This is a genomic window from Nocardioides terrigena, from assembly GCF_003047265.1.
GTDB classification, from domain to species: domain Bacteria; phylum Actinomycetota; class Actinomycetes; order Propionibacteriales; family Nocardioidaceae; genus Nocardioides; species Nocardioides terrigena.
Window position 1 is genome coordinate 365,306 of sequence record NZ_PZYY01000001.1, and the last position, 24,202, is coordinate 389,507.

At 73.2% G+C, this 24,202-nt stretch carries 22 protein-coding genes and 3 tRNA genes; 15 read left to right on the forward strand and 10 right to left on the reverse strand.

The window, feature by feature from the left end:
* Window positions 1-52: 52 nt before the first annotated feature.
* The 4 genes from DAE25_RS01735 to DAE25_RS01750 all read right to left on the reverse strand — a co-directional run bounded on the left by DAE25_RS01735 (window position 53) and on the right by DAE25_RS01750 (window position 6,211).
* Window positions 53-1,969 carry an ABC transporter ATP-binding protein gene (locus DAE25_RS01735; RefSeq protein ID WP_107764514.1) on the reverse strand — a complete coding sequence of 639 codons (1,917 nt, stop codon included), beginning with the start codon at window positions 1,967-1,969 and terminating at the stop codon, window positions 53-55.
* On the reverse strand, window positions 1,966-3,864 hold the full coding sequence (locus DAE25_RS01740; protein WP_107764515.1) for an ABC transporter ATP-binding protein: 1,899 nt from the start codon (window positions 3,862-3,864) through the stop codon (window positions 1,966-1,968). Before DAE25_RS01740 ends, DAE25_RS01735 begins: the two co-directional genes overlap by 4 nt.
* Before the next feature lie 51 nt (window positions 3,865-3,915).
* Window positions 3,916-5,010 (reverse strand): N-ethylmaleimide reductase, encoded by a 1,095-nt coding sequence (gene nemA, locus DAE25_RS01745; protein WP_234410787.1) that lies wholly within the window; start codon window positions 5,008-5,010, stop codon window positions 3,916-3,918.
* An 82-nt stretch (window positions 5,011-5,092) separates the two neighbouring features.
* A complete protein-coding gene (locus DAE25_RS01750; RefSeq protein ID WP_107764517.1) occupies window positions 5,093-6,211 on the reverse strand; it encodes a glycosyltransferase in 1,119 nt (372 codons plus the stop codon).
* A gap of 113 nt (window positions 6,212-6,324) precedes the next feature.
* Between DAE25_RS01750 and DAE25_RS01755 the strand changes: the two genes are divergently transcribed.
* The gene (locus DAE25_RS01755) at window positions 6,325-8,727 is read left to right on the forward strand and encodes an FdhF/YdeP family oxidoreductase (RefSeq protein WP_267895240.1); all 2,403 of its coding nucleotides are present in this window, start codon (window positions 6,325-6,327) and stop codon (window positions 8,725-8,727) included.
* A 7-nt stretch (window positions 8,728-8,734) separates the two neighbouring features.
* Window positions 8,735-9,718, forward strand: a complete 984-nt coding sequence (locus DAE25_RS01760) for a pirin family protein (RefSeq protein ID WP_107764518.1) — start codon at window positions 8,735-8,737, stop codon at window positions 9,716-9,718.
* Window positions 9,719-9,736: 18 nt separating this feature from the next.
* On the opposite strand, the gene DAE25_RS01765 is transcribed toward DAE25_RS01760, so the two are convergent.
* On the reverse strand, window positions 9,737-10,303 hold the full coding sequence (locus tag DAE25_RS01765; protein WP_159083514.1) for a TerD family protein: 567 nt from the start codon (window positions 10,301-10,303) through the stop codon (window positions 9,737-9,739).
* Between the two features lie 44 nt (window positions 10,304-10,347).
* Here DAE25_RS01765 and DAE25_RS01770 point away from each other — a divergent pair, with 44 nt between their 5' ends.
* Together DAE25_RS01770 and DAE25_RS01775 are read left to right on the forward strand one after the other, a co-directional pair.
* Complete coding sequence (locus DAE25_RS01770) at window positions 10,348-11,079, forward strand: flavodoxin family protein (protein ID WP_107764520.1); 732 nt, start codon at window positions 10,348-10,350, stop codon at window positions 11,077-11,079.
* 79 nt (window positions 11,080-11,158) lie between these two features.
* On the forward strand, window positions 11,159-11,749 hold the full coding sequence (locus tag DAE25_RS01775; protein WP_107764521.1) for a DNA-3-methyladenine glycosylase I: 591 nt from the start codon (window positions 11,159-11,161) through the stop codon (window positions 11,747-11,749).
* Between the two features lie 24 nt (window positions 11,750-11,773).
* On the opposite strand, the gene eda is transcribed toward DAE25_RS01775, so the two are convergent.
* The 3 genes from eda to zwf are packed head-to-tail and all read right to left on the reverse strand — an operon-like array spanning window position 11,774 to window position 15,742.
* Window positions 11,774-12,400: a bifunctional 4-hydroxy-2-oxoglutarate aldolase/2-dehydro-3-deoxy-phosphogluconate aldolase gene (gene eda, locus DAE25_RS01780; protein ID WP_234410788.1), complete on the reverse strand. Its 627-nt coding sequence runs from the start codon at window positions 12,398-12,400 to the stop codon at window positions 11,774-11,776.
* Complete coding sequence (gene edd, locus DAE25_RS01785) at window positions 12,384-14,258, reverse strand: phosphogluconate dehydratase (RefSeq protein WP_107764522.1); 1,875 nt, start codon at window positions 14,256-14,258, stop codon at window positions 12,384-12,386. The genes eda and edd overlap by 17 nt, the downstream gene beginning before the upstream one ends.
* Window positions 14,255-15,742 (reverse strand): glucose-6-phosphate dehydrogenase, encoded by a 1,488-nt coding sequence (gene zwf, locus DAE25_RS01790; protein WP_107764523.1) that lies wholly within the window; start codon window positions 15,740-15,742, stop codon window positions 14,255-14,257. The genes edd and zwf overlap by 4 nt, the downstream gene beginning before the upstream one ends.
* A gap of 79 nt (window positions 15,743-15,821) precedes the next feature.
* On the opposite strand from zwf, the gene DAE25_RS01795 reads away from it, so the two are divergent.
* The 8 genes from DAE25_RS01795 (at window position 15,822) to DAE25_RS01830 (ending at window position 20,946) form a co-directional block, all read left to right on the forward strand.
* Window positions 15,822-17,045 (forward strand): ROK family transcriptional regulator, encoded by a 1,224-nt coding sequence (locus DAE25_RS01795; protein WP_234410789.1) that lies wholly within the window; start codon window positions 15,822-15,824, stop codon window positions 17,043-17,045.
* 42 nt (window positions 17,046-17,087) lie between these two features.
* Window positions 17,088-18,488 (forward strand): amidase, encoded by a 1,401-nt coding sequence (locus tag DAE25_RS01800; protein ID WP_107764524.1) that lies wholly within the window; start codon window positions 17,088-17,090, stop codon window positions 18,486-18,488.
* A gap of 70 nt (window positions 18,489-18,558) precedes the next feature.
* A tRNA-Thr gene (locus tag DAE25_RS01805) sits at window positions 18,559-18,631 on the forward strand.
* A 46-nt stretch (window positions 18,632-18,677) separates the two neighbouring features.
* Window positions 18,678-18,754: transfer RNA gene (locus DAE25_RS01810), tRNA-Met, on the forward strand.
* Between the two features lie 60 nt (window positions 18,755-18,814).
* On the forward strand, window positions 18,815-18,985 hold the full coding sequence (gene rpmG / locus DAE25_RS01815) for a 50S ribosomal protein L33 (protein WP_056887613.1): 171 nt from the start codon (window positions 18,815-18,817) through the stop codon (window positions 18,983-18,985).
* A 71-nt stretch (window positions 18,986-19,056) separates the two neighbouring features.
* On the forward strand, window positions 19,057-19,485 hold the full coding sequence (locus tag DAE25_RS01820; RefSeq protein ID WP_107764525.1) for an FAS1-like dehydratase domain-containing protein: 429 nt from the start codon (window positions 19,057-19,059) through the stop codon (window positions 19,483-19,485).
* Window positions 19,482-19,871: a MaoC/PaaZ C-terminal domain-containing protein gene (locus DAE25_RS01825; RefSeq protein WP_107764526.1), complete on the forward strand. Its 390-nt coding sequence runs from the start codon at window positions 19,482-19,484 to the stop codon at window positions 19,869-19,871. Before DAE25_RS01820 ends, DAE25_RS01825 begins: the two co-directional genes overlap by 4 nt.
* Window positions 19,864-20,946, forward strand: coding sequence for a UDP-N-acetylmuramate dehydrogenase (locus tag DAE25_RS01830; RefSeq protein ID WP_199907384.1), 1,083 nt, complete (start codon window positions 19,864-19,866; stop codon window positions 20,944-20,946). Before DAE25_RS01825 ends, DAE25_RS01830 begins: the two co-directional genes overlap by 8 nt.
* Window positions 20,947-20,949: 3 nt before the next feature.
* Here the strand turns inward: DAE25_RS01830 and DAE25_RS23440 are convergent, their stop codons facing one another.
* Complete coding sequence (locus DAE25_RS23440; protein ID WP_199907385.1) at window positions 20,950-21,609, reverse strand: DUF4190 domain-containing protein; 660 nt, start codon at window positions 21,607-21,609, stop codon at window positions 20,950-20,952.
* Window positions 21,606-22,703 (reverse strand): adenosine deaminase, encoded by a 1,098-nt coding sequence (locus DAE25_RS01840; RefSeq protein WP_107764527.1) that lies wholly within the window; start codon window positions 22,701-22,703, stop codon window positions 21,606-21,608. Before DAE25_RS01840 ends, DAE25_RS23440 begins: the two co-directional genes overlap by 4 nt.
* Window positions 22,704-22,837: 134 nt before the next feature.
* On the opposite strand from DAE25_RS01840, the gene DAE25_RS01845 reads away from it, so the two are divergent.
* The 3 genes from DAE25_RS01845 to nusG all read left to right on the forward strand — a co-directional run bounded on the left by DAE25_RS01845 (window position 22,838) and on the right by nusG (window position 24,198).
* Window positions 22,838-22,910 (forward strand) — tRNA-Trp (locus tag DAE25_RS01845).
* Window positions 22,911-22,949: 39 nt separating this feature from the next.
* Entirely contained in the window at window positions 22,950-23,204 is a 255-nt protein-coding gene (gene secE / locus DAE25_RS01850; RefSeq protein WP_234410790.1) for a preprotein translocase subunit SecE, read from the forward strand.
* 91 nt (window positions 23,205-23,295) lie between these two features.
* A complete protein-coding gene (nusG, locus tag DAE25_RS01855) occupies window positions 23,296-24,198 on the forward strand; it encodes a transcription termination/antitermination protein NusG (protein ID WP_234410791.1) in 903 nt (300 codons plus the stop codon).
* Window positions 24,199-24,202 lie beyond the last annotated feature (4 nt).

The following is a 24,202-nucleotide window of genomic DNA, read 5'->3' on the forward strand; positions in this document are numbered from 1 at the left end:
TTCGGTGTCACCAGGTGACACCGAAGCCACACCCACCGGTCGGACGGGGGTTTCAGGAGGTCCAGGCGCGCCAGAGCGCGGCGTACTCGCCGTCGAGCTCGACGAGCTCGTGGTGGCTGCCGAGCTCCACGATGCGGCCGTCGATCACCACCGCGATGCGGTCGGCGTCGTGGGCCGTGTGCAGCCGGTGGGCGATCGCGACGACGGTGCGACCCTCGAGCAGGTTGTTCATCGAGCCCTCGAGGGTGCGCGCGGTCCGCGGGTCGATCAGCGAGGTCGCCTCGTCGAGGACCAGCGTGTGCGGGTCGGCGATGATCAGCCGCGCCAATGCGACCTGCTGGGCCTGCGCCGGAGTCAGGGAGTAGCGGCCGGAGCCGATCACGGTGTCGAGGCCCTGCGGCAGCCGCTCGACCCAGAGCAGCGAGCCGACGGCCCGCAGCGCCTCGCGCACGGCGTCGTCGTCGGAGCCCTCGCGGGCCAGCACGATGTTGTCCCGCACCGAGCCGATGAAGACGTGGTGCTCCTGGGTGACGAGCGCGACCTCGGTGCGCAGCACCTCCAGCGGCAGGTCGACCAGCTCGACCCCGCCGACGCTGGCCGACCCGGTCCGGGGCCTGTTGATGCCCGAGAGCAGCCGACCCAGCGTCGACTTGCCCGAGCCGCTCGGCCCCACGATGGCCAGGCGCTCCCCGACGCCGAGGCGCAGGTCGACGCCGTGCAGCACGTCGTGTCCTTTGCGGTAGGCGAAGCGGAGGTCGTCGCCGACCAGGTCGGTGCCGTCGGGCAGCCGGTCGCCGGCCTCGCGGTCGGGCCGGACCTCGGCGATGCCGAGCAGCCGGCTCGTCGACGCGGCACCGACCTGCAGGCGGTCGACCTCCCCGATCAGCCGGTCGAGCGGGTCGCCCAGCGCCTCGACGTAGAGGACGGCGGCGGTGATCTGGCCGAGGTCGACCCACCCGCGCGTGTAGGCGTAGGCGCCGACCAGCAGGGTGATCACCCGCGGCGTCTGGAAGGCGAAGTTGAGCGCCGTGAAGAGCACGTTGCGCAGCGTCATGCCGTAGCGCTCGGCCTGTGCCGACACCTCGATGTCGTCGTCGCCGGCGCGGACCCGCTCCCCGGAGAGGCCCAGCGCCTCGAGGGTGCGGGCGCCCTCGACGGTCTCGGTGAGCGTCGTGTTGATGCGGGAGTAGGTCGCGCCCTCGGTGATGTAGCCCTTGGGTGCGCGCCGCAGGTAGCGGCGCACGGCGGGGGCCGAGGTGGCGAAGGTGAGCAGCGCCGGTACCGCGAGGACCACGGAGTTGAGCAGCATCGCGCCGATCGAGAGGACGACCGTCAGCAGCGAGATGATGGCCATCGGCAGGCCGTACTGGACCGAGCGGCTCATCGTGCCGACGTCGCGCGTGACGCGGGTGACGAGGTCGCCGGTGCTGGCGCTCTCCACCGCCCCGAGTGGCAGCCGCAGGATCGTGCGCACGATGTACTCGCGGGCCGTCGAGAGCAGGTCCTGGCCGAAGATCGTGGAGGTGCGCTGCGCGATGAACGTGAACGCCGCCTGGAGCAGCACGACGCCGACGATGGCCAGGGCGAGCGTGTCGAGCGGCAGGCCGCCGCCGTCGACGGTGGTGTTGACCAGCTCGCCCAGCAGACGGGGCACCACCAGGCCGGTGGCGGCGGCGAGCGCGTTGAAGGCCACGAGCGCGGCGAACATGCCCTTGCGGCTGGTCAGCAGGTCTCGGAAGAACGCGAGCACGGCGCGGTTGCCGGACACCGGCCACCCGCGCACGGGGTTGCGCGAGGCGTCGTAGACGTCCTCGGCCCGCTGCCGTCGCAGGTCGTGACGCGCCCACAGGGCCCGGTTGCGCTCCGCCGGCGACGCGTCGACGGGCGGATGCAGCTCGGGCGGGATCACGGGCGGGTCGAGGGTCCGGTCGCGCCAGGTGTCGGGCGAGGTCGCCAGCAGGTCGGTCATCGCGGGACCCCCTCGCCCAGCTCGTCGTGGTCGTCGAGCGAGCGGACCACGACGCTGCGGTAGTCGGCATCGTGCTCGAGCAGGTCGGCGTGCTCGCCGTCGGCGACGACGATCCCGTCCCGGAGCAGGACGACCCGGTCGGCGTGGTGCAGCCAGAGCGGCGACACCGTGCAGACGACGGTCGTGCGGCCCCGGCGCAGGTCGCTCACCCGCGCGGCGATGCGCGCCTCGGTGTGGGCGTCGACGGCGGAGGTGGGCTCGACCAGGACGAGGATCGGCGCGTCGACGGCGAGGGCGCGGGCGAGCACCACGCGCTGCCGCTGGCCGCCGGAGAGCCCGCGACCGCGCTCGTCGAGCTGTCCCTGCCAGCCCTCGGGCAGCGCGTCGTAGACGTCCTCGGCGTTGGCGATGCGCAGCGCCTCCTCGGCCTGCTCGCGGGTCAACCGGCCGTGCGGGTCGATGGCGTCCTGGAGGGTGCCGGCGAAGAGGCCGCTGCCGGTGTCGCTGACCAGCACCTGGCGGCGTACGTCGTCGAGGCGCGCCGCCGACAGGTCGACGCCGCCCAGCCGCACGCCCCACGCCCGGGTCGCGGCCTCCTCGTCGCGCGCGGCGATGCGGGCGCGACGGCGCTCGCGGTCGGCCCGGGCCCGGCGGGCCGCGCGGCCCTTGAGGCCGTCGGCGTCGTCCTCGCCGACCGGGTCGGTGTCGGGCGGCAGGTAGCGCCCGAGCCGGTCGGCCAGCGCCGCGCTCTGCTCGGGCACCGCACTGACGACGACGGTCAGCAGGCCGGGGTGGGCGGTGAAGCCGCTGAGGTCGTCGACGATCTCGGCGCGGCCGTCGAGCGGGACCGGGTCGGCGGGCTCGCGCCACGGCGGGCGCTGCTCGAAGATCGCGATCGCCCGGCGGGCGCTCACCAGGGCCCGCGTGGACTTCTGGGCGAGCTCGAAGAACGTGCGGATCGGGCCGACCATGAAGAGCCCGTAGCCCAGGAAGCTCACCAGCTGGCCGACGCTGAGCTCACCGGCGTTGACCTGCCGGGTGCCGAGCCAGACGAGGCTGACCAGGAAGATGCCGGAGAGCAGGACCCCGACGGCCTCGACCGCCGCCTGCCAGATGCCCGACGAGACGCCGGCCCTGCGGGCCGACTGGGACTGGACGGCGTAGTTGCGGCCGAAGGTCTCCTCGCCGCCGATGCCGCGCAGGATGCGCAGCCCGGCCACGATGTCGGTGGCCATCGAGGTCAGCTCGGAGTTGCGGCTGCGCTCGGTCTGCTGGCGGCGGTGCAGCGGCCGGAGCAGCGGCAGGGCGGCGCCGAGGAGCACCGGCGCCGCGACCAGCACGAGCACGCCGAGCTGCCACGACATCGACAGCACGATGGCCGCGACGGTCAGGTAGGAGACGAGCTGGGCCGCCGACCGCGCCAGGATCTCGGTCAGCGCACCGAACTCGTCGGAGTCGCTCGACGCGACGCTGAGCACCTCACCGGTCGGCGAGCGGCGCGGTAGCACGTGGCCCATCTGGGCGATCTTGCGCGTCACCATCTGGGTGGTGCCGTAGAGGCTGATGAGCCAGCTCCTCACGACCAGCGTGTGGAAGACGACGCCGAAGACGCCGCCGACGATGACCACGCCCAGCATCACGCCGGCCCAGGTCAGCAGGTCGGCGGTCGAGCCGCCGAGGATGCCGTCGTCGACGGCCCGGCCGAAGATGTAGGGGCCGAAGGTCAACGGCATCAGCCACAGCAGGCAGGCCAGCGAGGACAGGACGATGACCTGCCACTGCTGGCGGAGCATCCATCGCAGGAACGCCGCGGGCGATCGGGTGTCGGGGTCCGGCGTGGGTGCGTCGCTCGTGCCCGAGAAGAACGTCGCGATCCGGGGTGGGAAGTCCTGCATCGGACGATCAGCCTAGGCGCCCGCACCGACGGTGCGCGACGCAATAAGCGCTCAGGCGCCCGCGTACGCCGGGTAGTCGACGTACCCGGCCGCGCCACCGCCGTAGAAGGTCGACCGGTCCTGCTCGTTGAGCGGCAGCGACTCCTCGAGCCGGCGCGGGAGGTCGGGGTTGGCGATGAACGTGCGGCCGAAGGCCGCGGCGTCGATCCAGCCGCGCTGCAGCATCTGCTCGGCCTTGTCCTTGTCGTAGGCACCGGCCCCGACGATCACCCCGTCGTACGACGCGCGCAGCTCGTCGCGGAACGCGTCGGTGAGCGGCACCCCGCCGGCCCAGTCGGGCTCGGAGAGGTGCAGGAAGGCGAGCCCGCGCGACGACAGCTCGCGGGCCAGGGCGAGCCCGGTGACGTCGCCGTCCGGGTCCTCGAGGCCGTTGAACGCCCCCGTCGGGGAGATGCGGATGCCGACCCGGTCCGGCGACCAGGCGTCCGCCACCGCGTCGACGACGGCGAGCGGCAGCCGCAGCCGACCGGCGAGGTCGCCGCCCCAGCCGTCGGTGCGGTCGTTGACGGTGGAGCTCAGGAACTGGTGCAGCAGGTAGCCGTGGGCGCCGTGGATCTCGACCAGGTCGAAGCCGGCGTCGCGGGCGTTGCGGGTGGCGGCGGCGTAGTCCTCGACGAGCCGGGGGAGCTCGTCGGTCGCCAGCGCGCGCGGCGTCGGGCAGTCGGCCCGGAAGACGGCGCCGTCGGGGTCGACCAGACTGGTGCGCGAGCGGAAGGGCTTGTCGGTCGCCGACACGGGCAGGGCGCCGTCGTGCAGCGACTCGTGGTCGACCCGGCCGGTGTGCCACAGCTGGGCGGCGATGAGCCCGCCCTCCGCGTGGACGGCGTCGGTGACCTCGCGCCACCCGGCGACCTGCTCGGCGCTGTGGATGCCGGGGGTGTCGGCATACCCCTTGCCCTCCGGGCTGATCTGGGTGCCCTCGCTGATGACCAGGCCGGCGCTGGCCCGCTGGCGGTAGTAGTCGACCGCGTGCCGCGACGGCAGGTCGCCCGGCTGCTCGGCGCGCTGCCGGGTGAGCGGGGCCATGAAGACGCGGTTGCGGGCCGTGACGGCACCGAGGTCCAGGGGCGAGAAGAGGTCGGTCACGGAGGGCCCAACGGGTGCCCCGCACCACGCATTCCCGGACGCGACGTTCGTCACGGCCGACGTCCTGCCGGGTCGGGTGACGTCAGGCGACGCGGACGGCGCCCGCGAGGTCATCGTGGACGGCGAGCAGGGAGTCGACCGTCGCCGACCACGGAAACTGCTCGGCGCGGGCCCGCGCGGCGGCACGGCGCCCGGCCGCCGGGCGGCGCGCCACCTCGAGCACCGCGTCCGCGAGGGCCGCCGGCTGCGGGCTGCCCCAGCCGCCGGACGACGCGTCGACGAGCTCGCGCGCCCCGCCCCGGTCGGCCGTGACGACGGGCGTGCCGCTGGCCAGCGCCTCCAGCACGGCGAGCCCGAAGGTCTCGGTGGGGCACGCCGAGAGCGCCACGTCGGCGGCACCGATCCGCCGGCTGAGGTCGTCCCGTCCCTCGACGAAGCCGTGGAACGTCACCGGAGCGCCGCCGGCCACGTCCACCAGCTCGGCCCGGTGCGGGCCGTCGCCGTAGACGTCCAGCCGGACGGGCACCCCGCGCCGGTGCAGCTCGACGGCCGTGGCCACGGCGAGGTGCGGGCTCTTCTCCCGCGACAGCCGGCCGACGTGGGTCAGCCGGAGCGGGCCGCCGTCCGGCACAGGGGGCGTCGTGTGCGGACGGAACGTGTCGAGGTCGACCCCGAGCGGCACCCGCACGACCGGGCAGCCGACCTGGTCCGCGGCCCGGGTGAACTCCCGCTCGGCGTAGCGCGAGGTCACGACCACGGTGTCGACGCTGCGCACCAGGACCCGGTTGAGCAGGGCGATGGAGACCTTGGAGGCGGTGTCGAGGCCGGTCCTCGACGCGAACATGTCGCTCAGCCGCTCGTGGGACAGCAGCACCGACCCCACGCCGTTGCGCCGCGCCCAACGGGCCACTGGCAGCAGGGTCAGCTTGTCGCTCAGCTCCACCGAGGTGGGGCGCCACTCCTCGAGGACGTCGGTCACCCGCCACGGCTCGACGATCAGCCGGTAGCCGCCTCCCACCCGGGGTGCGCGCAGCTGCACCACGTCGCCGGCCGGCGAGCTGGTGCGGGCGTCGTACGGACCGGGGACCACGAGCAGCCGGCGGCAGCCCGCGGCGGCGTACCCCTCGCCGAGGGCGGCAACGGCGGTCTTCATGCCGCCGGAGGCCGGGCCGATGAAGTTGGCGAGCTGGGCGATCCGCATGGAGCGCACCGTGGCGCAGCCCGGTGAACGGACTGCCAGCCCGAGGTGGCCGCCGCACGACAGGACCCCTCCGGGCGGTGTGCGTCGCACCACCCGCGAGGCAGGATGGGGCCGTGACCCTCCTCTCCCAGCTGCGAGACGTGCCCGCCCGACTGCGCAACGAGGCCCGCCAGGTGCCGACCCGCGACATCGACGAGACGGAGGTCGAGGTCGAGTCGACGGCCCACGCCGCTGCCGGGGTCACGGCCGTCGCCGTGGCCATGCGCCGCGCGATCGGCCAGATGGGCGTACGCCGCACCGCGGCGACGCTGCCCCGGCTCAACCAGGTCGGTGGCTTCGACTGCCAGGGCTGCGCCTGGCCCGACCCGGACGCCGGCCACCGGCACCCCGCCGAGTTCTGCGAGAACGGCGCCAAGGCGGTCGCCGAGGAAGCCACCCGCCAGCTGCTGGACCTGGAGTTCTTCGCGACCCACTCCGTGGAGGACCTCGCCGGGCGCACCGAGTTCTGGCTGGGCAAGCAGGGCCGGCTGACCGAGCCGATGGTCCTGCGACCCGGCGCCACCCACTACACGCCGATCTCGTGGGACGACGCCCACGCCACCATCGCCGGGCACCTGCGGCGCCTCGACGACCCCGACCAGGCGATCTTCTACACGTCGGGCAAGACCTCCAACGAGGCCGCCTTCGTCTACCAGCTCTTCGTGCGGGCCTTCGGGACCAACAACCTCCCCGACTGCTCCAACATGTGCCACGAGTCGTCGGGCTCCGCGCTCGTCGACACCATCGGCATCGGCAAGGGCTCGGTCAGCCTCGAGGACATCCACCAGGCCAAACTGCTCGTGGTCGTGGGGCAGAACCCGGGCACCAACCACCCGCGGATGCTGTCCGCCCTCGAGATCGCCAAGCAGAACGGCGCGAAGATCATCTCGGTCAACCCGCTCGAGGAGGCCGGGCTGGTCCGCTTCAAGAACCCGCAGACCCCGAAGGGGGTGGCCGTCGGCACCGCGCTCGCCGACCTGCACCTGCCCGTCCGCCTCAACGGCGACATGGCCCTCTTCCAGGCGATCGGCTCGCTGCTCCTCGAGTGGGACGCGATCGACCGCGACTTCATCGACGAGTACGTCACCGGCTTCGAGGCGTACGCCGCACACGTCGCCGACCTCGACTGGACCAAGGTGGAGGCCGCGACCGGCCTCACCCGGGAGCAGGTCACCGAGGCGGCCCGGATGTTCGCGGACTCCCCGGCGACGATCACCTGCTGGGCGATGGGCATCACCCAGCACCACAACTCGGTGGCCACGATCAAGGAGATCGTCAACGTCGCCCTGATGCAGGGCAACATCGGCAAGCCGGGCGCCGGGCTGTGCCCCGTCCGCGGCCACTCCAACGTCCAGGGCGACCGCACCATGGGCATCTGGGAGCGGGTGCCGGACCACTTCCTCGACGCGATCCGCGACGAGTTCGGCTTCGACCCGCCGCGCGAGCACGGCCACGACACGGTGGACTCCATCCGGGCCCTGCGCGACGGCAAGGCCCGCGTGTTCTTCGCGATGGGCGGCAACTTCGTGGCCGCGGCCCCCGACACCGAGGCCACCGAGGCCGCGATGCGCAACGCCGCGCTCACGGTGCACGTCTCCACCAAGCTCAACCGCTCGCACGTCGTCCACGGCGGCGAGGCGCTGATCCTCCCGGCCCTGGGCCGCAGCGAGAAGGACATGACGGGCGGCCGCGCCCAGCGGGTCACCGTCGAGGACTCCATGTCGGCCGTGCACGCCTCGCGCGGTCCGCTCGACCCGCCCTCGGAGCACCTGCGCTCCGAGGTCGACATCGTCTGCTCGATGGCGCTGGCCACCCTCGGCGAGGACTCGCCGATCCCGTGGGCGGACTTCCGGTCCGACTACACCGAGATCCGTCGCCGGATCGCCCGCGTCGTGCCCGGCTGCGCGTCGTACGACGAGAAGGTCGACCAGCCCGGCGGCTTCGTGCTGCCGCACCCGCCCCGCGACAACCGCGTCTTCGAGACCGAGAGCCGGCGTGCGGTCATGACCGCCACCCCGCTGGAGGTGCTCGACGTGCCCCGCGGCCGGCTGCTGCTGCAGACGCTGCGCTCGCACGACCAGTTCAACACCACGATCTACGGCCTCGACGACCGCTACCGCGGCGTCAAGGGCGGCCGTCGGGTGGTGTTCGTCAACCCCGAGGACGTCCGTGAGCTCGGCTTCGTCGACGGCGACGTCATCGACCTGGTGAGCGAGTGGCGCGACGGCAGCGAGCGGGTGGCGCGGTCCTTCCGCATCGTGTCCTACGACCAGCCCCGCGGTTGCGCGGCCGCCTACTACCCGGAGACCAACCCGCTGGTGCCGCTCGACTCGACCGCGGAGAAGAGCAACACCCCCGTCTCCAAGTCCGTGGTGGTGCGCCTCGACCGGCCGGGCACCGACGGCGGGGACGGCCACGGGTCGCCCGACCAGGGGACCGGCTCCGAGCGCACCGACGAGCCGCACCACCTGGCCTGAGGACGACATGACCAACCCCGAGCGCGACCCCGACGAGCTGGCCCTGGCGGCCGGGGACACCGCCTGCGGTGTCGAGGTGCTGGCACCGCGGGAGGTCCCGCTCGGGGGGCCGCGGGCGATGACCGTACGCCGCACGCTGCCGCAGCGCGGCCGGTCGCTCATCGGCGCGTGGTGCTTCGTCGACCACTACGGCCCCGACCGGGTCGCCGACACCGGCGGCATGTCGGTCGCCCCGCACCCGCACACCGGGCTCCAGACGGTGAGCTGGCTCTTCACCGGCGAGATCGAGCACCGCGACTCGGCCGGCCACCACGCGATGGTCCGCCCGGGCGAGGTCAACCTGATGACCGCGGGGCGGGGGATCAGCCACTCGGAGGTGTCGACGCCCGGCACCACCGAGCTGCACGGCGCCCAGCTGTGGGTGGCCCTGCCGGGGGAGTCGCGCGACGTCGAGCCGGCCTTCGAGCACCACGCTCCCGACCCGGTCACCGGCGACGGGTGGGAGGCGCGGGTCTTCCTCGGCTCGCTGCTCGGGGTCACGTCGCCGGTCTCGACCCACACCCCGCTCCTCGGCGCCGAGCTGGTGATCGCCGCGGGCACCACGCTGGTCCTCGACGTCGACGAGGCCTTCGAGCACGGCCTGCTCCTCGACCGCGGGGTGGCCACCGTCGACGGCCAGGAAGGCAAGCCCGGCGAGCTCGTCTACGCCGCGCCCGGTCGCGACACGCTCACCGTCGAGGCCCACGAGGACGTGCGGGCGCTGCTGCTCGGCGGCCCGCCGTTCGGGGAGTCCATCGTCATGTGGTGGAACTTCGTGGGCCGCACCCACGAGGAGGTCGTCGCCTTCCGCGAGGAGTGGCAGGCGCAGGTCGACGGCGTCGACGACAGCCAGGACGTCCGTCCCGGACGGTACGGCGTCGTGGTCGGCGACCACCTGCCCCCGATACCGGCCCCCGCCCTGCCGAACGCCCGGCTGCGCGAGCGCCGCTGACGTCGTACGCGGTGCGTCTCAGGCGAAGGGCAGCAGGGCGGCGATGTCGTCGGTCGGCGTCTTGAGCGCGATGCCCGACCCGATCGCCTGGAGCTTCCAGCCGTCGCCCTCGCGACGGAGGGCGGCCATCACCAGCCCGGTCTCGCGCACACCGAGGGTGAGGGTGAAGCGGGCCAGCTCGGTGCCCGCGTCGTCGACGAGGCGGCAGTAGGCGTTGCGGATGAACTCGAGGCTGTGGCCCTGGTAGCTGCTCACCAGGAACACGATCGAGTCCACCTTGCCGTAGACCTTCGACAGGTCGACGGTGAGCACCTCGTCGTCGCCCTCGCCCTTGCCGGTGGTGTTGTCACCGAGGTGGACGACCGAGCCGTCGCGGGTGGACAGGTGGTTGAAGAACGCGAGGTCGAAAAGCGCGCCGCCGGCGAACTGCACGGCCGAGGCGTCGAGGTCGACCGGCGCGGAGCCCGAGCCCGCGAAGCCGGCCGTGTGGGTGTGCTCCCACCCGACGGCCATCTGCAGGCGGGTGAGGGGTGTGCCCTCGTCGGTGGAGAGGCTGAGCTCCTGGCCCTCGGTCAGCTCGATCACGCTGACGAACCTACCCGCTTGGTCACACCGTGCAGGCTCGGAGCATGAGCGACCAGCGATCCGACGCACCCCGCGACCTCGAGTTCGACGGCCTCCGGGCGGTCTTCCTCAACGGCACCCTCAAGCCGAGCCCGGACCTCAGCCACACCGACGGCCTGATCGAGGCGAGTGCCGCGATCATGCGCAAGCACGGCGTGCACGTCGACGTCGTCCGTGCGGTCGACCACGACATCGCGCCCGGCGTCTACCCCGACATGACCGAGCACGGCGCGGCCCGCGACGACTGGCCGGCGATCTGGGAGACGGTGCGCGCGGCCGACATCATCGTGCTCGCCGGCCCGATCTGGCTCGGCGACAACTCCAGCGTCACCAAGCGCGTCGTCGAGCGGCTCTACGCGATGTCCGGCGAGCTCAACGACCGCGGCCAGTACGCCTACTACGGCAAGGTCGGCGGCTGCCTCATCACGGGCAACGAGGACGGCATCAAGCACTGCGCGAGCAACCTGCTCTACAGCCTCCAGCACCTCGGCTGCACCATCGCGCCCAACGCCGACGCGGGCTGGATCGGCGAGGCCGGACCGGGTCCGTCGTACCTCGACGAGGGCAGCGGCGGGCCGGAGAACGACTTCACCAACCGCAACACGACCTTCATGACGTGGAACCTCATGCACACCGCCCGGCTCCTCGGCGGTGGCTTCCCGGTGGGCGGCAACAGCCGCACCGCGTGGGACGCCGGCTCGCGGTTCGACTTCGAGAACCCCGAGTACCGCTCCTGATCCGACCTGCGACCTGCGGCACCCACGACCGCAGGTCGCAACGCGTCCCGGTGTCGGTGGCGTGCGCGAGGATGGCGCCATGAGCGCACCCGTGATCGGCGACGACGGCCTCGCGCGCTGTCCCTGGGCGGCCGGCGACCCGGTCAACCGGGCCTACCACGACACCGAGTGGGGCCTTCGGGTCAGTGGTGAGGCGGCCCACCTCGAGCGGCTGACGCTGGAGGCGTTCCAGTCCGGGCTCTCCTGGCTGACCATCCTCAACAAGCGCGAGGCGTTCCGCGAGGTCTTCGCCGGCTTCGACGCCGACGTCGTCGCGGCGTACGACGAGGGCGACGTCGAGCGGCTGATGGTCGAGCCGCGCATCGTGCGCAACCGCCGCAAGATCGAGGCGGCGGTCGCCAACGCCCGGGCCACCGTGGCGTTGCGGGAGCGTGGTGGCCTCGAGGCGTTCATCTGGTCCTTCCGGCCCGACACGACGCCCGAGCCGGAGCGCACCGGGGAGATGGCAACGACCTCGCCCGAGTCGGTCGCGCTGAGCAAGGCCCTCAAGAAGGCCGGCTTCGCGCACGTCGGGCCGACGACGATGTATGCCCTGATGGAGGCCGTCGGCATCGTCGACGACCACCTCGTCGGCTGCCACCGGCGCGGGGCCAGCGGCGTCTGGGCCTGAGCCCGGGCCGCGGCCCGGACCGCCTCAGCCCAGTGCCGCGGCCTCCGCGGCCAGGGCGCGGACCCGGTCCCAGTCGCCGGTCGCCAGCGCGTCGGCGGGGGTGAGCCACGAGCCGCCGACGCAGCCGACGTTGGGCAGCGCGAGGTAGGACGGCGCCGAGGCGGCGGTGATCCCGCCGGTCGGGCAGAAGCGCGCGGCCGGCAGCGGGGAGGCGATCGACTTCAGGTAGGCCGCACCGCCGGACGCCTCGGCCGGGAAGAACTTCATCTCGGTGTGGCCGGCCTCGAGGACGGCCAGCGCCTCCGAGACCGTCGCCGTGCCCGGCAGGAACGGGAGGCCGGAGTCGCCCATCGCGCCGAGCAGCGTCGGCGTCGAGCCGGGGGACACGAGGAACTGCGCGCCCGAGTCCGCGGCCCGCTTGACCTGGCCCGGCGTCACGATGGTGCCGGCGCCGACCAGGATCTCGGGGACCTCTGCGGCGATCGCCGCGATCGCGTCGAGGGCGACCGGGGTGCGCAGGGTCAGCTCGATCACCGGCAGGCCGCCGGCGACCAGCGCCCGGGCGACGGGCACCGCGTGCGCGAGGTCGTCGATGACGACCACCGGCACCACGGGGACGACGGACAGCAGTGACTCAGACGTGCTGGGCAAGGGGGGCCTCCTCGGTGGGGGCGGGCAGGGGACGGATGACGCTGGCGCCGGTCTCGGCGGTGCCGACGATGGCCCGGAAGCCGGAGAAGAGCTCGCGGCCGGTGCCGGCCCACTCGACGTCGTGCGGGGCGCGACCGGTGGCCTCGCGGCGGTCGAAGTCGGCGTCCGCGACGTCGATCTCGAGCAGCCCGGTCTCCGCGTCGACGGTGACCAGGTCGCCCTCGCGCACCCGGGCGAGCGGGCCGCCCAGGGCGGCCTCGGGGGTGACGTGGATGGCCGCGGGCACCTTGCCGGACGCACCCGACATCCGGCCGTCGGTGACGATCGCGACCTTCTGCCCGCGGTCCTGGAGCACGCCGAGGGCGGGCATCAGCTTGTGCAGCTCGGGCATGCCGTTGGCGGCCGGGCCCTGGTAGCGGACCACCGCGACGAGGTCGCGCCCGTCCAGCAGCCCCTCGGCGAAGGCCGCGAGGAAGTCGGCCTGGTCGTCGAAGACCATCGCCGGGGCGGTCACGACCCGGTGCTCGGGCTTGACCGCGGAGGTCTTGACGACCGCACGGCCGAGGCGACCGGACAGCATCCGTAGCCCGCCGTCGGGGGCGAACGGGTCGTCGGCCGGACGCAGCACCGACGTGTCGAGCGAGGACTTGGGGCCCTCCTCCCAGACCACGGTGTCGCCGTCGAGCCGGGCCTCGCGGGTGTGCCGCCACAGGCCCCGGCCCGACACGGTGAGCACGTCGTCGTGGAGGTAGCCGTGCTTGAGGAGGGTGTGGAGGAGGAACGGCGTGCCACCCGCGGCCACGAAGTGGTTGATGTCCGCAGTGCCGTTGGGGTAGATCCGGGTGAGCAGCGGGACGGCCGCGGAGAGGTCCGAGAGGTCGTCCCACGTCAGCGTGATGCCCGCGGCGGCCGCCATGGCGACCAGGTGCATCGTGTGGTTGGTGGAGCCGCCCGTGGCGAGCAGCGCGACGCAGGCGTTGACGATCGCCTTCTCGTCGACCAGGTGGCCGACCGGGGTCGGCTCGCCACCCGCGGCGGTGATCGCGACCGCGCGCTCGCCGGCGGCGCGGTCCAGGGCGGCCCGCAGCGGGGTGCCGGGGTTCACGAACGTGGCGTCGGGCAGGTGCAGGCCCATCACCTCCATCAGCATCTGGTTGCTGTTGGCGGTGCCGTAGAAGGTGCACGTGCCCTTCGAGTGGTAGGACTGCGACTCGGCCTCGAGCAGCTCCTCGCGGCCCACCTTGCCCTCGGCGTACAGCTGGCGCACCCGGGCCTTCTCACCGTTGGGCAGGCCCGAGGTCATCGGACCGGCCGGGACGAAGACGGTGGGCAGGTGTCCGAAGGACAGCGCCCCGATCAGCAGGCCGGGCACGATCTTGTCGCAGACGCCGAGCATCATCGTGGCGTCGAACATGTCGTGCGAGAGCGCGACCGCGGTCGACATCGCGATCAGGTCGCGGCTGAAGAGCGACAGCTCCATGCCGGCGCGACCCTGGGTGATGCCGTCGCACATGGCGGGCACGCCGCCGGCGAACTGCGCCAGGCCGCCGGCCCGGACGACCGACTTCTTGAGCACCTCCGGGACGTCCCGGAACGGCTGGTGGGCCGACAGCATGTCGTTGTACGACGACACGATGGCCACGTTGGGCTTGCGGCCCGAGCGCAGGCCCGAGCGGACCGGCTCCTCGGAGGCGGCGAAGCCGTGCGCGAGGTTGGCGCAGGCCAGCCGACCCCGGGCCGGGCCCTTGTCGGCGGCGGCGTCGATGCGCGCGAGGTACGCCGCGCGGGTGGCCGCGCTGCGCTGCGCGATCCGCTCGGTGACCTCGCTGACGACGGGGTGGATGCTCTGGGTGCTCATTCGGTCTCCTGCCAGGATCGGCCGTCGCGCTCGAGGAGCGTGACGGCGGCGACGGGTCCGTGCGTGCCGGCCGGGTAGCGCCGCGGGCGGTGCGACGGTCGGGACCAGCGGTCGAGGATGGGGGTCACCCACGCCCATGCCGCCTCGACCTCGTCGCGGCGCATGAACAGGGTGGTGTTGCCGCGGACGACGTCCATGAGGAGCCGCTCGTAGGCGTCGGGGGAGCGGCCGCCGAAGGCCGTGGCGTAGCTCAGGTCCAGCGAGACCGGGCGCAGCCGGATGCCGCCGGGGCCGGGCTCCTTGGCCGTCATGTGCAGCCGCATTCCCTCGTCGGGCTGGACGCGGATGTGCAGCCGGTTGGGCTCGGTGGGCCCCTCGCTGTGCGGGAACATCGGGTGCGGCGGCTCCTTGAAGACCACCACGATCTCCGAGACCCGCTCGGACATCCGCTTGCCGGTCCGGAGGTAGAACGGCACCCCGGCCCAGCGCCAGTTCTGCACCTCGGTCCGCAGCGCCACGAACGTCTCGGTGCTGCTCTCGTGGCCGACCTCGTCGGCGTACGACGGCGCCAGCACCCCGCCGCTGAGACCCGCGGCGTACTGGCCGGCGACGACGTCGCGGTCGACGAGCTCGGGGGTCAGCGGGCGCAGGGCCTGGAGGACCTTGAGCTTCTCGTCGCGCACGGTCTCGCGGTCGACGTACGTCGGGGGCTCCATCGCGACGAGGCAGACCAGCTGGAGCAGGTGGTTCTGCACCATGTCGCGCAGCGCGCCGGAGCGGTCGTAGTAGGAGCCCCGCTCGCCGACGCCGAGCGCCTCCGAGACGGTGATCTGCACGTGGTCGACCCAGTGGCTGTTCCACAGCGGCTCGAGGAAGGTGTTGGCGAAGCGCGTGACCAGGAGGTTCTGGACGCTCTCCTTGCCGAGGTAGTGGTCGATGCGGAAGATGTGCGACTCGTCGAAGACCCGGCCGACGGCCTCGTTGATCGTCTCGGCGGTGGCGAGGTCGGTCCCGATCGGCTTCTCGAGCACGACGCGGGAGCGGTCGGTGGCCAGGCCGACCTGGTCGAGGTGCTCGCAGATCGGGCCGAAGAGGGCGGGGGCGACCGCGAGGTAGAACACCCGGATCACGTCCTCGCCGGCGGCGCCGTCCTTGAGGCGGTCGTGCAGCCGGTGCCAGGCGCCGACGTCCTCGACGTCGAGGGTGACGTGGTGGAGGCGGCCGAGGAGGCGGCGTACGACGTCGTCGGCGAGCTCGTCGTGGGCGACGTGCTCGGCGAGCGCGCCCTCGACCATCGCGCGGTAGCCGTCGTCGTCGACGTCGGCGCGGGAGACGCCGATGATCCGGAACCCGTCGGGCAGCTGGCCGTCACGGTCGCGGAGGTAGAGGGCGGGGAGCAGCTTGCGGAGCGCGAGGTCGCCGGTGCCACCGAAGACGGTGAAGTCACAGGGCTCCACGGGGGTGCCGACCGAAGGTCCGTTCATGGAAGACCACCGTACGGATCGTTAGGCACATGAGCAACAGAACTTCGGTTTTTGTTGTGCCGAAGTGGGAAGTGCTTGAATGCCCAGCACCATGTCCGCCTCCCGGCCCGTCCCCGCGACCACTCCGCCGCTGCTGGCGCCCGGCGCCACCGCCGGCGACCTCCTCGACCTGATCCGGTCCGGCCGGGCGACCACGCGCGGCGAGCTGGGTCGGGTCACCGGCCTGTCCCGCACGGCGGTGAGTGCGCGGCTCGCGTCCCTGGCCGACGCCGGGCTGGTGCTGGAGGGGGAGGAGGAGTCCGCCACCGGCGGTCGTCCCGCCTCGACGCTGGTGCTCGACAACGACGCCGGCCTGGTGCTCGCGGTGGCCGTCGGTCGCAGTCGCTCGCAGATGTCGGTGGCCTCCCTGGACGGCACGGAGCTGGCCTCGGCCAGCCACGACCAGGAGGTCGGCCTCGGGCCGGACGTGCTCATGCCCGTCGTCGCGGAGCACCTGGCGGCGATGCTGGCCGGCCTCGGACGCTCCGGTGACGAGGTGCGCGGCGTCGGCCTGTCGCTGGCCGGGACCGTCGACCGCGAGCGCGGGGTCAGCGTGGACTCCCCGGCGCTGGCCGGCTGGGACGGCGTCCCGCTCGCGGACTACCTCACCGGCGTGACCGGCGCCCCGCTCGTCCTCGACAACGACTGCAACGTGATGGCCGCCTCCGAGCGGGACGGCCACCTGCGCGACCACGACGACGTGCTCGTCCTCAAGGCGTCGACCGGGCTCGGGCTCGGCATCGTGGCCGGTGGGCACCTGCTCCGCGGCCACCGCGGGGCGGCCGGCGAGCTGGGCCACGTCAAGGTCCCCGCCGCCGCCGGGCTGACCTGCCGCTGCGGCGACACAGGTTGCCTCGAGGCGGTCGCCGGTGGCTGGGCCCTCGTCGAGCGGCTGCGCGACGCGGGCCAGGAGGTCGACCACGTCCGGGACCTGGTCGCCCAGGCGGTGCGCGGCGACGGCGAGGCGCGCGCCATCGTGCGCGAGTCCGGCCGGCGGGTGGGCGAGGCCCTGGCCGCGACCGTCACCGTCCTCAACCCCCGTGCCGTCGTCGTCGGCGGGGACATGGCCGGCGCGTTCGACACCTTCTCCGCCGGCCTGCGGGACACGCTCTTCCCGGGCACCACGGCGCTGGCGGGACGCGACCTCCAGGTGCTCCCCGCGACGTACGGCGAGCGCGCCGGCCTCGTGGGCTGCGTCCGGCTCGCCCTCGACTCGGTGCTCTCGCCGCGCGCGGTGGACGCCCTGCTGGCGGGCCGACGCTGACCACCCTTCCCCCCGGGGCGCGCGTCCCCTAGGTTGCCCGCCATGGCCCGCGTGCACGCCTTCGGCGACGACCACCTGCAGGACCTCGACGCGGTCGGCCTCGTCGAGGCCTACCGCGACGGGTTGTCGGTCGTCGACGTGGTCGAGGCCGCGATCGCCCGCGCCCACGCCGTCGACGACCAGCTGGGGGCGCTCGCGTACGAGGCGTTCGACCGGGCCCGGGCCGAGGCCCGCGCGCCGCACCCCGGCTACTTCTCCGGGGTGCCGACGTTCCTCAAGGACAACGTCGACGTCGCCGGCATGCCGACCCAGAACGGCACCGACGCGTACGTCGCCCGCCCGGCCGCCGCGGACGGCGACTTCGCCCGGATGTACCTCGCCACCGGGCTGCTGGCGCTCGGCAAGACCCGGCTCAGCGAGTTCGGCTTCAGCGGGGCCGTGGACCACCCCCGGCTCGGGCCGGTGCGCACACCCTGGAACCCCGAGCACTACGCCGGCGCCTCGTCGGCCGGCGCCGCCGCCTTCGTCGCCACCGGCGTGGTCCCGATCGCGCACGCCAACGACGGCGGCGGCTCGATCCGGATCCCGGCCTCGGTCAACGGCCTGGTCGGCCTCAAGCCCACCCGCGGCCGGCTCGCCCAGGACAGGTCCATGCGGCAGATGCCGGTCCGCATCGTCTCCGACGGCGTGCTCACCCGCTCGGTGCGCGACACCGCGGCGTTCTACCGGGAGGCCGAGAAGGTCTACCGCGACCCCAGGCTGGCCCCGGTCGGCGACATCACCCGGCCCGGCCGCGGTCGCCTCAAGGTCGCCGTCGTCACTCGCGGCATCGGTCGTGACGCGAGCCCCGAGGTGGCCGCGCTGACCCTGCAGACCGCGGCGCTGCTCGAGTCCCTGGGCCACCAGGTCGAGGAGATCGACCCGCCGGTGCCGGCCTTCTTCGCCGACCACTTCCTCCTCTACTGGTCGATGCTGGCGATGATGATCGTGCGGACCGGGCGGCGCTCCTTCGGGCCCACGTGGGACCCCGCCCAGCTCGACAACCTCACCCTCGGCCTGGCCCGGCACTGCCGGCGCAACCTCCACAAGCTGCCGGTGGCCATCGCCACCATGGCCTCCAGCAAGCACCTCGCGGCGCGCCACCACGCGGCGTACGACGTGACGCTGACGCCCACGCTCGCGACCAGCACCCCGCGGGTCGGGCACCTCGACCCGACCGCCGACTACGAGCAGGTGATGGACCGGCTGATGGAGTGGGTGGCCTTCACGCCGCTCCAGAACGCCACCGGCGAACCGGCGATCTCGCTGCCCCTCGCGACCACCTCGGAGGGCCTCCCGCAGGGCATGATGCTGGGGGCCGGAGCCGGCCGGGAGGCGCGTCTCCTGGAGCTGGCGCTCGAGCTCGAGCAGGCCGCTCCGTGGCCCCGGATCCAGGCCGGATGAGCGGGCCGGGACCACCGGGAGGAGCCGATTTCTCCTATCCCCGGAGCCGTGTGTATTCTCTTCCGCTGTTGCCCCTTTAGCTCAGTCGGCAGAGCGTCTCCATGGTAAGGAGAAGGTCTACGGTTCGATTCCGTAAAGGGGCTCTGGGTTGGAGCACCGTCGTAGACTTCGGCGGTCGCCCCTCCCGGCGGCGGGGTAGCTCAGGTGGTTAGAGCACACGGCTCATAATCGTGGTGTCGCGGGTTCGAGTCCCGCCCCCGCTACCACCACAGACCGGTACCACTCAGGCGCAGCCCGCATCACCGCACACCGACGAAGGACTTCCCGTGGCCAGCAAGAGCTCTGACGTTCGCCCCAAGATCACGCTCGCGTGCGTCGATTGCAAGGAGCGGAACTACATCACCAAGAAGAACCGCCGCAACGACCCCGACCGCATCGAGCTGAAGAAGTTCTGCCCGCGCTGCCGCACGCACACCGCGCACCGCGAGACCCGCTGAGCGGCTCCCACCTCTTCACCACCGACCCGTCGAGCAGCGCTCGACGGGTCGGTGTCATTTAGGGTCGTGGCATGCCAGTCGACCAGTCCCTCGTGGGGCGAGAGTGCCCGCCCACCGCCCCGCTGGAGGTGACCGGGGAGCGCGTCGCCGCGTTCGCCGCCTCCCTCGGCGCCCCCTTCGACGCGTCCGGCGGCGCCGTCCCACCGACGTACCCCATCGTCCTGGCCTTCGACGCGATGCAGGCCTTCCTCACCTCCGAGGAGATCGACCTGTTCCGGATCGTGCACGGCGAGCAGCGCTTCGCCTACGAGCGCCCGGTGCGCCTCGGCGACGTCCTCACCGCCACGCTCAGCGTCGTCAGCCTCCGCCAGATCGGCGGCGCCGACATCATCGGCACCAGCAGCGCGATCACCGACGCCGACGGTGCCCTCGTGTGCACCGGCCGCGCCACCCTGGTCCACTCCGGTGGCGCCCCCTCCGGACAGCAGGAGACCGCATGAACCCCGGCGACGCCCTCGGCCCCCGCACCTTCGCGATCACCCGCGCCGACCTGGTGGCCTACGCCGCGGCGGCCGGCGACCCCAACCCGATCCACCAGGACGAGGAGGTTGCGCGCAGCGTCGGCCTCCCCGGCGTCATCGCGCACGGCATGCTCACCCTCGGCCTCGTCGGCCGTGCGGTGGACGAGTGGACCGGCGGCGCCGAGGTGGTCGAGCTCGGCTGCAAGTTCACCCAGCCCGTCGTGGTGCCCGCCGAGGGCGCGGCCGAGGTCGTGGTGGCCGGGACCGTCAAGACCGTCGCCGACGGCCTCGTGACGCTGGCCCTCGAGGTCACCTGCGGGGGCACCAAGGTGCTGGGCATGCCCAAGGCCGTCGTCCGTGGCTGACGGCACCACCCAGCCCCCCGCGACGCCTTCCACGCTGCTCCGCGACCACACCACGCTGCGCCTGGGCGGCCCCGCCCGCGAGTGGGTCCGTGCCACCACCGAGCAGGAGCTCGTCGACGCGGTCGCCGAGGCCGACGCGGCCGGCACCCCGGTGCTCGTGCTCGGGGGCGGCAGCAACCTGGTCGTGGCCGACGCGGGCTTCGACGGCCGCGTCGTCGAGGTCGCCACGTCCGGCGTGCTGCCGGACAGCGAGGACGACGGGCCGCAGTGCGGCGGGGTCGTGGTGCGCGTGGCCGCCGGCGAGGGCTGGGACGACCTGGTGGCCACCGCCGTCGACCGCGGCTGGGTGGGCCTCGAGGCCCTCTCCGGGATCCCCGGCAGCGTCGGTGCGACACCCATCCAGAACGTCGGCGCCTACGGCCAGGAGGTCAGCCAGACCATCGCGTCGGTGCGCGTCTGGGACCGCACCCTGCGCGGGGTCCGCACCTTCGCGGCCGCCGACTGCCACTTCGGCTACCGGCACTCCCGCTTCAAGGCCGATCCCGGGCGGCACGTCGTGCTGACGGTCGACCTCCAGCTCCCCACCGCCTCGCTGGGCGCCCCGGTGACCTACGCCGAGCTCGCGCGCACCCTCGGCGTCGACCTCCACGAGCGGGCCCCGCTGGCCGACGTGCGCGAGGCGGTCCTCGGGCTGCGCGCCGGCAAGGGGATGGTCCTCGACGACGCCGACCACGACACGTGGAGCGCCGGCTCGTTCTTCACCAACCCGTTCCTCACCCCCGAGCAGGCGGCTGCCCTGCCCGACGACGCCCCGCGCTGGCAGCAGCCCGACGGCCGCACCAAGTCGAGCGCGGCGTGGCTCATCGAGCACGCCGGCTACGGCAAGGGCTACGGCCTCGACCTGCGCGGCGGTCGCGCCAGCCTGTCGACCAAGCACACGCTCGCGCTGACCAACCGCGGGGACGCGACTGCCGACGACCTGCTGGCGCTGGCCCGCGAGGTCCGCGACGGGGTCGAGGCGGCCTACGGCGTGCGGCTGGTCAATGAGCCCGTGCTCGTCGGCTGCGAGCTGTAGCGATCAGAAGTCCGACCCCGAGCCCGTGCTCGAGTCGAAGCCGGTCGGCTCGGGGCTCACCGCGAAGACCAGGGCCACCAGCGCGATCATCGCGATGAGGCCGAGCACCAACAGCACGGTGCCGATGATGCCCATGATCCGGCCGGCCTGGGCCTGCTCGCGCCCGCTCCAGCGGCCCGGCTGTGCGTCGATCTCCTTGACCACCCGGCCGCCCGTGCGCCACGCGAACGGCGCCGCGAGGATCGGGAAGATACAGATGAAGAGCCCGATGAGCGACACGATGCCGAGCACCAGCGCGGTGGTGGCCGAGGGGTGCGGCGGGGGCGCGGCGTAGCCCGGCTGCACGTACCCGCCGTACTGACCGGGCTGGGCCGGCTGTCCGTAGGAGCCCGACTGCTGCGCGTAGGGGTCCTGGGCGTAGGGGTCCTGGCCGTAGGCCGGCGGCTGCGCGGCGTAGGGCTGGGTGGGCGGTTCGCCGTACGGCGTGTGGGTCGGGGGCGTGCCGTACGACGACGTCTCGGCCGCGCCGTAGGGGTTGGCCGGCGGCTCGGACCCCTGCCCGGGGTACTGCGGCGTCTGGGACCCGTCCGGGTTGGTGTGCAGGTAGTCCTCGGGGCGGTGCTCCGGCTCCGGCTGCTGGCCGGGCTCGTCCTGGTTGCTCACGGGGACATCCTCCCAGCCCCGGCGGCCTCGCGCAGGGGGATCGACCCGGCGAGCCACGCGTCGATGTCGGCCAGGGCGGCGCGGCGTACGTCGTCGGGGGCCCGCGAGGCCTCGAAGGAGGACCGGCCCAGGCCCGCGAGGTCGGCGTCGGTGAGCTCGTGGGCGGCGCGCATCGTGGCGTACTGGCCGGCGAGCCGGGAGCCGAAGAGCAGCGGGTCGTCCGCGCCGAGCGCGATGGTGGCGCCCGCGGCCATCAGCTGGGGGAGGGGCACCGAGGTGAGGTCGGAGTAGACCCCCAGCGCCACGTTGGAGACGGGGCAGACCTCGAGCGCCACCCCGGCCGCCACGATGCGGTCGAGCAGGGCCGGGTCCTCGGCCGCCCGGACGCCGTGGCCGAGCCGGTCGGCGTGCAGCTCGTCGAGGCACAGCCGGATGTGGTCGGGACCGCGCAGCTCGCCGCCGTGCGGGGCGAGCAGGAGCCCGGCGCGCTCGGCGATCGCGAAGGCCGGCGCGAAGTCGCCGGTGACCCCGCGCCGCTCGTCGTTGGAGAGCCCGAAGCCGACCACGCCCCGGTCGGCGTACTGCGCGGCGAGCCGGGCGAGGGTGCGGGCGTCGAGGGGGTGCCGGGTGCGGTTGGCCGCGATGACCACGGCCATCGGCAGGCCGGTGCGCGCGGAGGCGTCCCGGACGCAGTCGAGCACCAGGTCGGTGAAGGCCGTGATGCCGCCGAAGCGGGCGGCGTACCCGCTCGGGTCGACCTGGATCTCCAGCCACCTCCCGCCGTCGGCGACGTCGTCCTCCGCGGCCTCGCGCACCAGGCGTCGTACGTCGTCGGGGGTGCGCAGCACGGAGCGCGCCACGTCGTAGAGGCGCTGGAAGCGGAACCAGCCCTTCTCGTCGGCCGCAGAGAGCTGCGGTGGCCAGTCCTCGACCAGCGAGTCCGGCAGCGCGATCCCGTCGCGCTCGGCCAGCTCGAGCAGCGTGCCGTGGCGCATCGACCCCGTGAAGTGGAGGTGCAGGTGCGCCTTGGGCAGCGCGCGCACCTCGCGGCGCTCGCCTGCCGGGTTGTCGCCGTCGTCCCCGCCGTGACCCATGGCGGCGATCGTAGGCGGAGCGACGCCGGTTCGACGCGGCTGGGGGCGGCCCCGTATGCTTCCCGTTTGGTGGATTCCCCATTGCTTCGCCATGCCCGTCACCGGGTGCGGCACGGCCGGGGGAAGACCGTCGGAGGGCACTAGCTCAACTGGCAGAGCATCGGTCTCCAAAACCGAAGGTTGGGGGTTCAAGTCCCTCGTGCCCTGCAAGGACAACGGATCAAACGAGTGATGAGGTGGCAGGTCGTGTCGGACACCCCGGCTGTGCACGAGCCGCGTGAGGGATCGCGCGGTGGCGACAAGCGCACGGGTCCCACCACCTTCTACCGCCAGGTGGTCGCCGAGCTCCGCAAGGTCGTGTGGCCGACGCAGGAGCAGCTGCGGACCTACTTCATCGTGGTGATGGTGTTCGTCATCGTGATGATGGCGTTCGTGTCGATGCTCGACCTGGCCTTCGGCCGGCTCGTCTTCGCATTGTTCACGGGCAACTCCAACCAGTGACCCGGTGCCGGCTCGTCCGGCACGCAGTCCCCACCCACCCCGGCTCTCCATCCGGCCGGGACACCAGTACATCGACGTGACGGAGCAAGACGTGTCCGACCAGAACGACTCCCCGGACCAGTACGACGCCGAGGCGTCCACCGACGAGACCCCCGAGGTCGCGTCGCAGGACGTCACTCCCGGCGACGACGCGGTGACCGACGAGTCCGTGCCGTCCGGCGTCCAGACCGTCGACGCGTCCCTCACCACCGAGGCGCTCACCGACGCGGAGACCCCCGCGCCCACCGACGACGAGGTCGCCGACGGCGAGACCTCCGACGGCGAGACCTCCGACGACGAGGCCGCCGCCGACGAGACGCCCGACGAGAACGACCCGCTCGAGGCCTTCCGCCGCGAGCTGTGGGCCAAGCCCGGCGACTGGTTCGTCATCCACACCTACTCCGGCATGGAGAAGCGGGTCAAGCAGAACCTCGAGAACCGCATCATCTCCCTCAACATGGAGGACTACATCCACGAGATCGTGGTCCCCACCGAAGAGGTCGCCGAGATCAAGAACGGCCAGCGGAAGATGGTCACCCGCACCGTCCTGCCCGGCTACGTCCTGGTCCGCATGGACCTCACCGACGAGTCGTGGTCGGCCGTGCGCCACACGCCGTCGGTCACCGGCTTCGTCGGCCACAGCCACCAGCCCGTGCCGCTGAGCATGACCGAGGTCGAGGACATGCTCGCCCCGGCCGTCGTCGCGGTCGCCGAGGCCGAGGCTGCTGCCGCCGCCGGTGACAGGCCCGCCGCGGCCGCCGCGGCGAAGAAGCCCGTCGAGGTCGCCGACTTCGACGTGTCCGACTCGGTCATGGTGGTCGACGGTCCGTTCGCCACGCTGCACGCGACGATCACCGAGATCAACGCCGAGTCCCAGAGGGTCAAGGCCCTCGTCGAGATCTTCGGCCGGGAGACCCCGGTCGAGCTGAGCTTCAGCCAGATCCAGAAGGTCTGAGGCT